The following is a 13,630-nucleotide window of genomic DNA, read 5'->3' on the forward strand; positions in this document are numbered from 1 at the left end:
CCAATACCTCATACACAGACATCCAATAAACACCGGTTGCCTCCATAGCAACATGTGTAACGGCGGCTTTTTTCAGATCACCAGCAAGTTCATGCAGATCGGTTGTAAAAGCTCCATACTCCTTAACAGTTTGAAGACCATCTGTATTAGGGTAAGAAACCATCATGTTCATGCTGCCTACATCTATTCCGGCAGCTGTGGGATAGATTAAGCCCAATTGTAGCGAAGACGCTTGTTTGTTTTGTTGATCAGCCATAACTTTAAGTTTTTAATACAAAAGCTAGGCTGACTCTGATGCTTGAAGAATATTAATTAAGCTTAATAAACAGGGTTGGTGAGTAAATCACCACCACTAATATATTTTTCAAAAAAGCATCAGTCCTAAACTCAGGCACGGACTCTCTCAAAAGGTACCAATCGAAGTTTCAGGTTATGTAGTTAGCCTGCTTTTGTTTTATTAGCAAGCTACTAAAATGTCATATCCTATATTTTCCTTGCCCCATGGTCGTAACTCGTAATGACGATTATAACGGAGCCCAGCAGATAGGCGCATCCCTGCTACAATTTACCATCAAGAATAATCAAAGACACAGCACTGCAGCCGCTTTTTTAAAACCGGCTATGAAAAGAAAAAATCTCACGGTGAGAACCCAGTGTCAGGTTAAATCGATTTTGATCGAAAATGGGAGAGCGGTGGGTGTGGAAGTGATGGTTGGACAAACCGGTTCGGAAAGGATCAATTGTTCCAAAGAAGTGATTCTTTCAGCAGGTGCCATTCAATCGCCGCAATTATTGATGTTATCCGGTATCGGAGATCCGATTGAATTGGGTAAACAAGGTATCAATATCATTCATGCATTGCCGGGAGTCGGAAAGAATTTACAAGATCATGTATGGACAGGTGTATCAGTGAATAGTATTATTCCAACAAGCAATGCCTTGTTATCACCCCTGAATATGGGAAAAGCCTTGCTACAGCATCTTCTGTTCAAGAAAGGTCCGTTGGGGAATAGTCCATTAGAAGCCAATGCTTTTTATAGTTCTATTGGAGAAGACAGACCTGACATACAATTTCATTTTGCACCCATTGGTATTGCGGATGATTACAGTACCGATATGTACAATCTGAAAACTTTTCCGCGGAAAAGTGGATTTGGGATCATGGCCATTCTTTTACATCCGGAAAGTAGGGGTGTAATACGTTTGAAAAACTCCAATCCTAAAGATGCACCCATCATTGATCATCAGGTCTTAGCTCATTCCAAAGACCGGGAACTGTTATTAGTGGCATTAAAAAAAGCCATTGCCATTGCGAAAACAAAAGCAATGAGCGCTTATGCTGATGGAGATCTATCCCTTCCAAAAAACTATGAAGATGATCAGTCATTACAAGTGCACATCAATAAAAGTCTTGAAACCCTTTATCATCCTGTAGGTACCTGTAAAATGGGAACAGATCAAGGTGCTGTAGTAGATCATGAACTAAAAGTACACGGTATCCGCTCTTTACGGGTAGTAGATGCCTCCATTATGCCAACCATTGTTTCCGGCAATACCAATGCTGCAACGATCATGATTGCGGAAAAAGCGGCTGATATGATTCAACAGCAGTCATAAGCACTTACATTTGCCCGCTATCGGTAGAATAATGTGTTTTATTTACACATTAATCCCTAATTTAGTAATACCAAAAATGCTTGCAGTGGCTACGACGAAAAAAATGATTGCTTCAGCCAATGGGAAATCTGTGTCTATACCCCATTCTGAGTCACTTACCACAAAGAAAAAGACAGTTCGCAGTAAGACATCAAAGAAGAATGATGCTACTGAGAATAAGGAGAAAAAAAATACTGTCGCTAAACGTAAAAGTATTACCACAGACAAAAGAGTCACCTTTCATCTTAAATTTCATACCACATTTGGTCAAGATCTTTTCATAGTTGGAAACCACCCTTTATTGGGTGATAATGATCCCGCTAAAGCCATTCCTCTTCAATATTTTAATGAAGAATATTGGGTGGTCACCCTTGATTTCGCAGCATCAGATCTTATTCAGGATACAATCACCTATCATTATATTTTGCGCAATACCGACGGAACCTATAGTGATGATTGGGGAAATGATAAGCAGCTAAATTTAAAAGAGAGCAAAGCCAAGGAAATACATGTAACCGATGCCTGGAATTTTGCCGGGTATTATGAGAATGCATTTTATACAGAACCTTTTACCAAAGTACTGTTGCCTTCTAATCATACACCGGTTACCACTAAGGCTCCAAAAACCAGTACACATATTCTAAAAGTAAAAGCCCCTTTACTCAAAAAAGGACAGACACTTTGTATATTGGGAAGTAGTCAATCTTTAGGTAATTGGAATACCCAGCACCCTCTGTTACTCACAAAAAATACAAAAGAAGATTTTTTTCAAATAGCCCTGAATCTTAGCAAAGATTCTTTTCCGATTGCATACAAGTATGGAGTGTATGATGTAGATCAACAACAGTTCCTCCGTTATGAAGATGGGAATAATCGTGTGTTATATGATGCAGTTGTAAAAGACAAAGTCAGTATTATTCATGATGGCTTTGCCGTATTACCCAATAATACTTGGAAAGGTGCCGGTGTGGCCATTCCTGTTTTTAGTTTGCGAACAGAACATGGATTGGGTGTGGGAGAATTCAATGACCTAAAACAGATGGTGGATTGGGCTGTGAAGACGGGATTGAAAATGATTCAGATTCTTCCCATCAACGATACTACCGCAACACATAGTTGGACAGATTCCTATCCCTATGCAGCGATATCTGCGTTTGCATTACATCCTTTATATCTTCATTTGGATACTTTGGTGAAAAACGATCGAAAACTGCAGAAACAAATTGCAGTGGAGAAGGCGAAGCTGAATGCATTGGATGTAGTGGATTATGCAGAAGTGATTCAGTTTAAAACAAAGATCATTGCTAAGATTTATGAAGAGCAAGGAGCAACTGTATTAGCATCTGCTGACTTTAAGCAATATTTCAATGATAATAAACATTGGCTTCAATCCTACGCTGTATTCTGCTATTTGAGAGACCAATATGGTACGGTAGATTTCAATCAATGGCCGGCATTCCGACATTACCAAGATGCTGAGATTGAAAGACTGGCAGCGCCTGATTCTGCAGCATACAAAGAGATCGCTCTGCATTACTTCACACAATACCAATTGCATCTTCAATTGAAAGAAGCAACTGCTTATGCGCATTCAAAAGGAATCATTGTAAAAGGAGATATCGCCATTGGTGTTTACAGACATGGTGCCGATGCATGGCAACACCCGGAGTTGTATCATATGGATGCACAAGCGGGTGCTCCGCCGGATGATTTTGCGGTATCCGGACAAAACTGGGGTTTTCCGACTTATAATTGGGAAAGAATGCAGGCAGATGGGTTTACCTGGTGGAAGCAGCGCTTCGAGCAAATGAGTTATTATTTTGATGCTTTCAGAATTGATCATATCCTAGGCTTTTTCCGGATATGGAGTATTCCCATGCATGCTGTGGAAGGAATATTGGGTCGCTTTGTTCCGGCCATTCCTGTTCACATCAATGAGTTCCAAGCGAGGGGTATTTCATTTGATCATCACCGTTTTACCCAACCTTTTATTCATGAAAATGTGTTGTGGGAATTGTTTGGATACGATAATGAATTGGTGAAAAAAGAATTCCTGCAGACTGATGGCAATGGTCAATATACTTTGAAACCGGCATTTGCCACGCAACGTCTAGTAGAGCAATACTTCCATACACTTGAAAAAGATGAGCAACACGATAAAGTAAAACAAGGTCTCTTTAACTTGATTAGTAATGTATTACTTTTCGAAGACAGCGAGGGCGATCTACAACATTTTCATTTCAGGTTCAATATGGAAAGTACTTCTTCCTTCCGTTATCTTGATCAGCACACGCAACAACAACTGAAAGAACTCTATGTTGATTATTTCTTCCGCCGTCAGGATGATTTTTGGATGAAAGAAGCCATGAAAAAATTACCTGCATTGAAACGTGTAACCAATATGTTGGTTTGCGGTGAAGATCTGGGATTGGTACCGGCTTGTGTTCCGGATGTCATGAGACAGTTGGGACTTTTAAGTTTAGAGATTCAACGTATGCCAAAAGATCCAAAACGCAGTTTCTTTCATCCGGCAGATGCTCCTTATCTCAGTGTAGTAACACCTTCCACCCATGATATGAGTACGATCCGAGGTTGGTGGGAAGAAGATAAAAATCGAATTCAACAGTTTTACAATAACGAACTAGGGCAATCTGGGGAAGCGCCTTATTACTGTGAAGCATGGATCAACACCGCTATTGTCATACAACATTTGTATTCACCTTCTATGTGGACGGTGTTTCAGTTACAAGACCTAATGGGTATGGATGCGGCATTACGTAAAGAAGATCCACATAGTGAGCGTATCAATATTCCGGCAGATCCCAAACATTATTGGCGATACAGAATGCATCTTACATTAGAATCCTTGCTGCAACAGGATGATTTTAATGATACACTTCATGGTTATATTCAACAGAGTGGAAGAGACTAAGGAGCAATGATTGCCACTGAAGGCACTGGGAAGCACAGAAGATTTCAGTGCAATTCTGTTCTTTCAGTGGCAATTCAATCATTAACTATCTTTGCTTTTCAAAATTCATCTCTTGAAGCTCAGTTATAGACCGATTAATCTTCCTTTTGAATATCCCTTTACCATTTCTAATGGTCGTACCAAAACGCATCAACCATCATTGTTGGTAGCTTTAGAGTTAGGTCCGTTCATGGGTTTTGGGGAAGCACCTGCCATTGCTTATTATGATGTTACGGTTGAATCCATGATCGCCGATCTGGAGAAACATCGTCGCATGATTGAAAAGTTTGCGCTTACTGAACCTGAGAGATATTGGCATTATCTCCATCATCTTATTCCGAATAATCCTTTTCTGGTATGTGCCTTAGATATGGCTTGCTGGGATTTGTTTGGTAAAATGAAAGGCAAGCCATTGTTTGAACTCATGCAAACACAATGGAATGATACACCGGTTACAGATTACACCATCGGCATTGATACCATTGATAAAATGGTAGATAAAATGAAGGCAAAACCTTGGCCTATTTACAAGATCAAATTGGGAACCGAAAATGATATCTCAATTATAGAAGCATTACGTCAACATACAGATGCGGTTTTCAGAGTTGATGCAAATGCAGGTTGGACAACAACTGAAGCATTAGATAAAATTCCTCGACTGTCAAATTTAGGAGTGGAGTTTATCGAGCAACCCCTTGCGAAAGATAACTGGGATGGAATGAAGCTCTTATACAAAGAATCTCCCTTACCCTTGTTTGCAGATGAAAGTTGTGTATCGGAACAAGACGTAAAAAAATGTGTGGATCATTTTCATGGAATCAATATCAAACTCACCAAATGCAGTGGTATTACACCTGCTATCAGAATGATTCAAGAAGCAAGAACACTTGGTTTACAGGTAATGATGGGTAGCATGAATGAATCTGAAGTAGGTTCAGCGGCCATTGCTCATTTTCTTCCGCAATTAGATCGTGTGGATATGGATGGTCCACTTTTACTAGCACAGTCTATCGCAACAGGATTGACATACGATCATGGTAAAGTAACCGTATCAGGTAAACCAGGTTTGGGTATTCAATTCTTATAATCTATCGCAGTGAATTGATCGTGCGAAGGCTAATGACTGAATTCACATTTCCCTAACAGAATGTTTCTTTTTTGGCATCCGGTTTGGCTTTATAACAGTATAAAACCGTGAACCATGAAAAAGAAAATTTTACCCATGTTGATTGTCTTATCTGTTTTGATCATCGACACCTCACAAGCTCAGGTTAGATTGAATGTAAATGTAAACGTAGGTCCTCGTCCGGTATGGGGCTTGCCCGGTAATCATATTGGTGATTACTATTACTTTCCTGAAATTGATATGTATTACAGCATCCCAAAAAGTCGGTTCGTGTATTTAGATCGCGGACGTTGGGTATATGTATCTGATCTCCCAAGAGCATATCGCCATTATGATTTGCATCGGGGATATAAAGTAGTCATCAATGATCCTGATCCATTCAGGCATCATCAACTGTACCGCGATCGTTATGCCCGCCAGTACATGGCCTATCGTCCACCGGTAGTGATTGTAGACAAAAGGCGCGGACATGATCGTTGGGATAGAAGAGACCGGGATGATGATAGACGTGATAGAGATCGCAGGAGGTGGTAATTATATAAAAAAGCAAGTGTATCCACTTGCTTTTTTTGTTCTGTATTTGTTTAATCCTAGCGAAGTACCGATTTTCGGGGTCTATGACATCTGAAAGAAGAGAAAAACTCAACCGCGTTTTGCATCATCGCCAATCCAATTTGGCGGTGGTGATGGAAAATGTACAAGATCCGCATAATATCTCTGCTGTTATGCGTACTTGTGATGCAGTAGGTATTCAGGATATTTTCATTTTGAATACCAAAATACCCAGACATGAAAAATTTGGTCCGAAAAGTAGTAGTAGTGCTGCCAAATGGTTAACCATTCATCAGTTTGAAGATGCACAGGCCTGTTTTGAAGCATTGCGTAAGAGGTATACACGTATTTTAACAACCCACTTATCTTCTGATGCCGTAAGTTTATATGAGATCGATTTTACGGAAAGCATTGCACTGGTATTTGGAAATGAACATTCCGGTGTAAGTGAAGAGATCAGAGCATTGGCAGATGGTAATTTTGTTATTCCACAAATGGGTATCATTCAAAGCTTGAACATTTCAGTGGCTTGTGCTGTAAGTATTTATGAGGCATATCGTCAAAAAAAGGCAGCAGGTCAGTATGATCAGCCATCCTTATCAACGGAAAGACGAGCACAATTATTCGATGATTGGACTGTGAAGCAAAAAGACTCAGTATAAATGATCCTTGTTATGAAAAAAATAGCTTTAGTATTCGCGATTGTGATGATGGCAACAACTGTTCAATCACAGGAAATTAAAAGCGTAAAGATCAATGATCTCGTAAAAATCATTGATACCAGTTCTGTTCCGCTAGTGGTTAATTTCTGGGCAAGTTGGTGTGCGCCTTGTATCAAAGAGATACCTTGGTTTGAAAAATCTGTTGCAGCTTTCAAGGATCAAAAAGTACAATTACTCTTGGTGAGCTTGGATTTTGCAGAAGATTATCCAAAAGGCATTGCTGATTTTGCAAAGAAAAATAATTATCAGTCAAAAATCGTTTGGCTCAATGAAACCAATGCTGATGAATTTTGCCCCAAAATCGATGAGAAATGGGATGGTGCTATTCCGGTAACACTGATGGTCAATAAAAAAAGACAATACCGTCAATTTTATGCGCAACAGTTACCTGAACAGCGATTGATCCTGGAACTACAAAAATTAGTTGGACAATAGTAATTTATAGATATTCTCTTTCTGCCTCTTCGTTCATTTGCTTGCGAAGTTTTTCTGTCAGATAGATGGCATAACCTAGTGCCATTAAGCTGCAGGTAGCCAGCAAAATACCTGTGATGCTTCCATAATGAATTCCTTCTGCGATTGCATAAGTAATGCAGAGTAACAGCGCTACAATGATTATCGGTTTCATATTGCAGGTTTTGGTTACTAATAAGATACCTACCTCATCGATTTCCATAAAAAAGCCGCTATTAAATAGCGGCTTTCAAAAAAATATTTATTTATTCCGTTTAACTCCTTTTGATCGAACAACCAACAGAACGACTTTCCTTCACAGAAATAGATTTTCCGGTCGTGAGTTCGTTAATCGCTTCTTTGGCATGTACACGTTTTACATTACCGGCATCATTTGGATTATCATCAATAGCGCCTTTATACTGAAGTTTGCCATTTGCGTTGAACAGGAATAACTCAGGTGTTCTGGTAGCACCAAAAGCATTGGCGATCTTTGAATCGGTATCTACCGTGTAATAGAAGTTGTAGCCTTGATTTTTAGCATATGCTTTCATGGCATCATAAGAATCGGCATCATCACGGGTACCCTCATTTGAGTTTAATAGGATAATTCCAATATTGTTTTGCTTGGCATAAGCAGCAATATCCAGCGTCCTTTGTTGATTTTTGATCACGTATGGACAAGTATTGCATGAAAACATAACCAGAACGCCATTGGCTTTCATGGCATCGGTAATCGAAACCTCTTTACCGGATACATCTTTCATCTTAACATCCTTCATGGGTAAATCTGAACCAATAGCCAGTGATTGTGCTTGGATATTGAGTGCGACAAACGCAAAGAACAGCGAATAGAGCAGCTTTTTCATAATGGTAGTTTTTATAGTGACAAATGATAAACATTACTTGTTCATGTAGGGACAAGTTTTTTTATCAGTGCATTATTAGGAGGTGGTCTGGGTTTTTTCTTTCTGCTTTCGAGCTTCGGCTTCTTTGGTAAGGTACGTGATACTGACATTCAATTCAAAGCCTATGAGTAAAATTAACGAATTGATATAAATCAGTAGCATCATGATCAGAACAGTTCCAATGGATCCGTAAATTTTATTATAACTGGAATTGGCAAACAGACTCACCCAATAGGAAAATACAAGGGTGGTAGCCAGGGTTAGAAAAGTAGCCAATAAAGCGCCTGGGGAGGCTAATTTCCATCTTTTTTGTACTGAGGGGGCATATTTATAGGTACAGGCAATGCCATAAAAAACCAATGCTATAATCACCAACCATCTGGCAGCATTCCAAACCGGGAGCAGGGTTTTTGATTTCAAATCAAATAAACCATTTAAAAGACTGAACAATTGGTCTTGTCCGATTAAAACCAGCGAAGAACCTATCACCAATAAAATCAGAATAGCAGTTAATTGTATGGCTCTCCATCGTTGATAAAAAATGAATCCTTTTTGTTCTTGTATTGACTTGTCAAAAGTGCGTATGATGCCAATCATGGCATTCGATGCATAAAAGATGAGCAATAAGAAACCAAAGGAAAAAATACCCACATGCTTTTTGAGTAGATCATTCATGATATCACTCACAAACTTATACGTGTCTGAATTGATCGTGATGTCTTTAAATAAACTCAGTATTTGTTTATCTACATTAAAGGACTTGGGGAAATAGGGGATGAGCGAAAATAAAAAGATCAATGCTGCGGGTAATGCCATGATCAGATTAAAAGAAATTGCAGCGGCACGCTCATTCAATCCAACCTTATTGATTTGTTTGAAGAAAAACAATACCACATCATACAATGGTAAACCTTGAAACCCCGGAATAATAGTGGTTTTGCTTTTACGAATGACAAAAGCAATGGGCTTCCAACTGATGAGAATACGTTGTAGTTTGATCAAAACGGTATTACTTTTTATTCGCCATGTAAATATCTAACTGCTTTTGATATTCTTTGGCATATTTATCATGTGTTGCATAATTGTTACTGAAATGATGATAGCCACTAAAATCACTTTTTGCAACAAAGAATAAATAATCTGTTTCCGGAGCTTCCAGCACTATGTCAATGGTTTTGGGTGAGGGCGTACAGATAGGACCCGGGGGTAACCCTTTTTTCCGATAGGTATTATAAGGAGAGGGGTTGGATAAGTATTTTTCATAAATACGCGTAATGGTAAAATCTTGCATGGCGTATTTGATGGTTGGACAAGCTTGTAAGGGCATTCCTTTTTCTAATCGGTTCAGGTACACACTGGCAATTTTGTATTTGTCGGTATCAAAGTTGGTTTCTTCTTCTACAATAGAAGCCAGTGTATAAGCTTCGTTTCTTGATAATCCTTTCGCTGTGGCTTTACTCAATCGATTATTCTTTTCCCAAAAAACATCGCTGTTGTCTTTTAGTTTTTTTAGGATTTTAACCAATGGGGTATTCCAATAGAATATATATGTATCTGGAATGATGGTGGTAAATAACTGTGTGGTATCTGTACCTAATTGTTGTAATGAATCATTGGATTGCAAAAAATGCATCACTGTTGTTGAGTCCGTATTGAACTGTTTGCCAATCAGTTTTGCCAGATCGGCTTTGGTGCGTAGTTTATTGATCACCAATTTTAACTCTGCTTGTTTTCCATTGCGTAACATCCGTGCTATTGAAAAGGCAGATTGCCCTTTTTTTACCTCATATTTCCCCGGTTTTATTTTTGGCCAAATGGTGCTAACAGTACCCAACATCGATAATCCCAACGTTTGTGATACAATGCCATTTTCTTTTAAAGTTGTTAATACAGCTGCTTTATCAGTTTGTCCTTGCTCCACAATGAAGTACCGCTGTGCCTCTGAAAAAGAGGTACTACTTCCAAACACCAGCCATGCGGATACACCTGTAACCAGTAGGATGATCAATATGCCCCATCCAATTATTCTTTTCATACCATCAAATTAAACAAAAAACCCTGTCTGTAGAACAGGCAGGGTTTATAACATCTTGAATTTGAATTATTTTTTTCCTGTATCAGGAGTTGCCGTGGTTGTATTGGCAGGGGTAGTAGCAGCCGGAGCAGGGGCACTGGTAGTAGTGTTTACTTTTTGCAACACAGAACTGTCAACAGTTCCACCCCCTTTTAAGAATAAGCTGGATACTAAAGCCAAAACAGCAATGATGCCTGCAAATAACCAGGTACCTTTTTCAAGTACATCTGTGGTTTGTTTTACACCCATGAATTGATTGCTCAAACCACCAACATTGGCAGAAAGACCGCCGCCTTTAGGGTTCTGAATTAATACAACAAAACCAAGCGCTACACAAGCTAACACAATCAGAATCAGAAACAGAATGATCATTTTATATACCTTTTAATTGTTGAATCTTCGCCGCAAAATAAGCGGATTTTTCAGGATTTATGAAACTTAATTTGATATACAGCTGTATGGCTTTGTCTAACTGCCCCTGTTTTTCCAATACTTCCGCCATGGTTTCGGTCACAACTTCCCTCGATTCGTTGGAGTTTTCTGCAATTAGTGCCACAGCCTGCTCCAAATCTGAGCCCGTTCCAAGGTCAGAAGACTCATTGTTTACGTGCTTCATTTGCTTCAGCCAGTCTGTAAACTTGCGCAGTTGGGAGGTCAATTTATCCTGAGGTATCTTGGAAAGATCAATTTTAATGCCTTGTGATGCGAAATAATCGATGGTATGTAACCTTTCCGTTTCAATCTCTAATTGCGCCGCAGCATCTATGGGCTTTTTAAAATCAGCCAACTGTTCTGATAGTAAATCACTCAATTTGGCGTCCGGCAAAGGCAATTCATCCACGGGCTCCTCATATTCTTCTTCGGTTTCATCTACTTCGGGTGGATTATCAGGAACTTTTCTTGGGTCGATAGACTTGATGATATCTCTCACATCATCCATAGTGGGGATATCAATGGTCTTGGTACTATGTACAGTGGTCTTATCATTCACAGGAGTCTCAGGCATACCCACTTCCTCTGTTACAATAGAAGCTTGCAATAAATAGGATGTCCAAAGCGGATTGTCGGTGAATAAAAGAGATTTTCCCGAGGTTTTCTCATCATTCAAAACAATGCCTTCAGTCTCACATTTTGCATGGTACAACAATGTCGCAGGTGCAAAATAGGGATAGGTTTGAACCAATGATTCCAATTGATCAATGGGTACCGTTTGAAGCGTTGATTGTCCGGTCAGGTGTAATAAGGCTCTATCCCGTATGGATTTCATAGCGATAAATGTACTAATTGATTACCAGTCTGAAAAAATACGGTTAAAAATCTCATCTACCATATTCCTGACCACTTCATCCAATAATTGAGCTTCCGCTGTATTAAAGGCAAGATTCGCACTATAATCAAAACTCCGACTTACCACAAAGTCTTTGGTCTCGTTATCGATATTTTTTCTGAGTTGGATATTAATCGATACCGTCAAACGGTTGGTACTTGCTTGCCTGCCGCTAACCCCCACAGTTTGCGTACCATCATAAGTAGTAATAGCACCTGATATGATATAGTCGGCATCATCGCTATTAACACGGGTTAATTTGGTTTGGTTGGTGATCTTTTGTTGCAGTTTGTCATTTAGTTTTGGACTTAACTGCGGATTGATATATCGCGCTTTGTTTTCTATAAAACCTAGTTTGATGGTTTTATAGCGCGGGTCAATCGTGGCATCATTGAAGCTATACTTTACTTTGCATGCCGCAAAGCAAAGAATCATCAAGATCAGCAAAGTACTAAAACAATATTTATACAAGTTAGACTTCATAGTATCAAATTATTCTTCAATATCGTATTCCTTTAGTTTACGGTACAATGTTCTTTCACTAATACCCAAATCCAGAGAAGCATCACGTCTTTTCCCTTTATGTTTTTTCAAAGCCTTTAAGATCAATTCTTTTTCCTTATCCATGATATTCAACGATTCCTCTACTTCTTCATGATGCTGAATATCATCTTCATGCAAGATCACCGGTTGTGAACCTACGTTTCCCGGTAATACTGCAGCGTGAGCCGGAGTAGGATTACTCAGAACAGGGGAGAGCTCTCCATTGGTATGAAAATCCTGCATCAGTGAATCTCTCGTGTAATTGGCTGCATTCCCGGCTAAAGATGGATTTTGCAGTATTTCGAGAAACATCTTTTTCAGCTCGGTTACATCCTTCTTCATATCAAAGAAGAGTTTGTACAGGATTTCACGTTCATTCGCAAACTCTCCGGAAGTACCGGTAGCTTGTCCGGCCAATACCGGCATTCTTCTTTGTTTACTTTGATCCGGAAGAAACTGTTGTAAAGTGGCAGCTGAAATATTGTTTGTTTGACTCAATACAGATATCTGCTCTGCAATATTCTTCAATTCACGTACGTTACCTTGCCAAGGATGGTTAATTAACAGGTTTTTAGCGTCATCATCCAACTGTATGGGCTGTGTTTTATAACGCTCAGCAAAATCCACCGCAAATTTTCGAAATAACAGTAAGACATCCTCTTTTCGATCACGTAATGCCGGAACCCGAATAGGTACAGTGCTTAAACGATAATACAAGTCTTCGCGGAATCTTCCTTTTTGTGTAAACTCCAGCAATTCTCTGTTGGTGGCTGCAATCACTCGAACATCCGTCTTTTGCACTTTGGAAGAACCGACACGAATAAATTCACCTGTCTCCAATACACGCAACAGTCTGGCTTGTGTACCCAGTGGCATTTCACCAATCTCGTCTAAGAAAATGGTGCCGCCGCTTACCGTTTCAAAATAGCCTTTCCGACTATCCACAGCTCCTGTAAATGCACCTTTCTCATGTCCAAATAATTCTGAATCGATAGTACCTTCAGGGATAGCACCGCAGTTCACCGCAATAAAAGGATTATGCTTGCGCGATGATAAAGAATGGATGATCTGTGAAAACACTTCTTTACCAACACCACTTTCTCCTACAATCAAAACGGTTAGATCAGTAGCTGCTACTTGTACAGCCGTATTGAGTGCATGATTCAGCGATGGGGAATTGCCGATAATGCCAAACCTGTTTTTTATACTTTGAAGATCCATAGATTTAATTTGTTGATCTCTGATGTCAGATGTCTGATGTAGAGATCCTTTTATTTATTCATCACTTGTTTTCGCGC

General features: G+C 39.4%; 14 protein-coding genes and 1 pseudogene. 6 read left to right on the top strand and 9 right to left on the bottom strand.

Translation table 11 applies throughout. The annotated features are described in order from the left end of the window. Window positions 1-256, bottom strand: a pseudogene (locus ACTIEV_RS13485) (IS110 family transposase); the annotation flags it as partial. A 245-nt stretch (window positions 257-501) separates the two neighbouring features. On the opposite strand from ACTIEV_RS13485, the gene ACTIEV_RS13490 reads away from it, so the two are divergent. The 6 genes from ACTIEV_RS13490 to ACTIEV_RS13515 all read left to right on the top strand — a co-directional run bounded on the left by ACTIEV_RS13490 (window position 502) and on the right by ACTIEV_RS13515 (window position 7,462). After that, window positions 502-1,617, top strand: a complete 1,116-nt coding sequence (locus tag ACTIEV_RS13490) for a GMC family oxidoreductase (RefSeq protein ID WP_322196670.1) — start codon at window positions 502-504, stop codon at window positions 1,615-1,617. 85 nt (window positions 1,618-1,702) lie between these two features. Continuing rightward, the gene (locus ACTIEV_RS13495) at window positions 1,703-4,588 is read left to right on the top strand and encodes a 4-alpha-glucanotransferase (RefSeq protein WP_322196671.1); all 2,886 of its coding nucleotides are present in this window, start codon (window positions 1,703-1,705) and stop codon (window positions 4,586-4,588) included. 112 nt (window positions 4,589-4,700) lie between these two features. Further along, entirely contained in the window at window positions 4,701-5,714 is a 1,014-nt protein-coding gene (locus tag ACTIEV_RS13500; protein WP_322196672.1) for a dipeptide epimerase, read from the top strand. A 114-nt stretch (window positions 5,715-5,828) separates the two neighbouring features. After that, on the top strand, window positions 5,829-6,287 hold the full coding sequence (locus ACTIEV_RS13505) for a hypothetical protein (RefSeq protein ID WP_178888204.1): 459 nt from the start codon (window positions 5,829-5,831) through the stop codon (window positions 6,285-6,287). An 83-nt stretch (window positions 6,288-6,370) separates the two neighbouring features. Continuing rightward, window positions 6,371-6,967 (top strand): TrmH family RNA methyltransferase, encoded by a 597-nt coding sequence (locus tag ACTIEV_RS13510; RefSeq protein WP_178888203.1) that lies wholly within the window; start codon window positions 6,371-6,373, stop codon window positions 6,965-6,967. Between the two features lie 12 nt (window positions 6,968-6,979). Beyond that, window positions 6,980-7,462 (top strand): TlpA disulfide reductase family protein, encoded by a 483-nt coding sequence (locus tag ACTIEV_RS13515; RefSeq protein ID WP_178888202.1) that lies wholly within the window; start codon window positions 6,980-6,982, stop codon window positions 7,460-7,462. A 4-nt stretch (window positions 7,463-7,466) separates the two neighbouring features. Here the strand turns inward: ACTIEV_RS13515 and ACTIEV_RS13520 are convergent, their stop codons facing one another. The 8 genes from ACTIEV_RS13520 to ACTIEV_RS13555 all read right to left on the bottom strand — a co-directional run bounded on the left by ACTIEV_RS13520 (window position 7,467) and on the right by ACTIEV_RS13555 (window position 13,553). Then, window positions 7,467-7,655: a hypothetical protein gene (locus ACTIEV_RS13520; RefSeq protein WP_178888201.1), complete on the bottom strand. Its 189-nt coding sequence runs from the start codon at window positions 7,653-7,655 to the stop codon at window positions 7,467-7,469. A gap of 100 nt (window positions 7,656-7,755) precedes the next feature. Continuing rightward, a complete protein-coding gene (locus ACTIEV_RS13525; protein ID WP_178888200.1) occupies window positions 7,756-8,349 on the bottom strand; it encodes a thioredoxin family protein in 594 nt (197 codons plus the stop codon). Between the two features lie 75 nt (window positions 8,350-8,424). Further along, entirely contained in the window at window positions 8,425-9,390 is a 966-nt protein-coding gene (locus tag ACTIEV_RS13530) for a YihY/virulence factor BrkB family protein (protein WP_178888199.1), read from the bottom strand. Window positions 9,391-9,397: 7 nt separating this feature from the next. Then, window positions 9,398-10,423 carry an endolytic transglycosylase MltG gene (gene mltG, locus ACTIEV_RS13535; RefSeq protein WP_178888198.1) on the bottom strand — a complete coding sequence of 342 codons (1,026 nt, stop codon included), beginning with the start codon at window positions 10,421-10,423 and terminating at the stop codon, window positions 9,398-9,400. 66 nt (window positions 10,424-10,489) lie between these two features. Then, the gene (secG, locus tag ACTIEV_RS13540) at window positions 10,490-10,834 is read right to left on the bottom strand and encodes a preprotein translocase subunit SecG (protein ID WP_178888197.1); all 345 of its coding nucleotides are present in this window, start codon (window positions 10,832-10,834) and stop codon (window positions 10,490-10,492) included. A gap of 1 nt (window position 10,835) precedes the next feature. Beyond that, on the bottom strand, window positions 10,836-11,729 hold the full coding sequence (locus tag ACTIEV_RS13545) for a hypothetical protein (RefSeq protein ID WP_322196674.1): 894 nt from the start codon (window positions 11,727-11,729) through the stop codon (window positions 10,836-10,838). 21 nt (window positions 11,730-11,750) lie between these two features. Further along, entirely contained in the window at window positions 11,751-12,272 is a 522-nt protein-coding gene (locus tag ACTIEV_RS13550) for an LptE family protein (protein WP_322196675.1), read from the bottom strand. Window positions 12,273-12,281: 9 nt separating this feature from the next. Then, window positions 12,282-13,553: a sigma-54 interaction domain-containing protein gene (locus ACTIEV_RS13555; RefSeq protein WP_322196676.1), complete on the bottom strand. Its 1,272-nt coding sequence runs from the start codon at window positions 13,551-13,553 to the stop codon at window positions 12,282-12,284. Window positions 13,554-13,630: the final 77 nt, after the last annotated feature.

The sequence above is a fragment of the Sediminibacterium sp. genome (genome assembly GCF_051861365.1).
Classification (GTDB): domain Bacteria; phylum Bacteroidota; class Bacteroidia; order Chitinophagales; family Chitinophagaceae; genus Sediminibacterium.

Excerpts from the sequence above, each read along its gene's own strand:
- ACTIEV_RS13505 (WP_178888204.1), top strand. The coding sequence starts at position 5,829 with ATGAAAAAGAAAATTTTACCCATGTTGATTGTCTTATCTGTTTTGATC.
- ACTIEV_RS13550 (WP_322196675.1), bottom strand. The coding sequence starts at position 12,272 with ATGAAGTCTAACTTGTATAAATATTGTTTTAGTACTTTGCTGATCTTG.
- mltG (WP_178888198.1), bottom strand. The coding sequence starts at position 10,423 with ATGAAAAGAATAATTGGATGGGGCATATTGATCATCCTACTGGTTACA.
- ACTIEV_RS13525 (WP_178888200.1), bottom strand. The coding sequence starts at position 8,349 with ATGAAAAAGCTGCTCTATTCGCTGTTCTTTGCGTTTGTCGCACTCAAT.
- ACTIEV_RS13555 (WP_322196676.1), bottom strand. The coding sequence starts at position 13,553 with ATGGATCTTCAAAGTATAAAAAACAGGTTTGGCATTATCGGCAATTCC.
- ACTIEV_RS13515 (WP_178888202.1), top strand. The coding sequence starts at position 6,980 with ATGAAAAAAATAGCTTTAGTATTCGCGATTGTGATGATGGCAACAACT.
- ACTIEV_RS13520 (WP_178888201.1), bottom strand. The coding sequence starts at position 7,655 with ATGAAACCGATAATCATTGTAGCGCTGTTACTCTGCATTACTTATGCA.
- secG (WP_178888197.1), bottom strand. The coding sequence starts at position 10,834 with ATGATCATTCTGTTTCTGATTCTGATTGTGTTAGCTTGTGTAGCGCTT.
- ACTIEV_RS13545 (WP_322196674.1), bottom strand. The coding sequence starts at position 11,729 with ATGAAATCCATACGGGATAGAGCCTTATTACACCTGACCGGACAATCA.
- ACTIEV_RS13510 (WP_178888203.1), top strand. The coding sequence starts at position 6,371 with ATGACATCTGAAAGAAGAGAAAAACTCAACCGCGTTTTGCATCATCGC.
- ACTIEV_RS13490 (WP_322196670.1), top strand. The coding sequence starts at position 502 with ATGGTCGTAACTCGTAATGACGATTATAACGGAGCCCAGCAGATAGGC.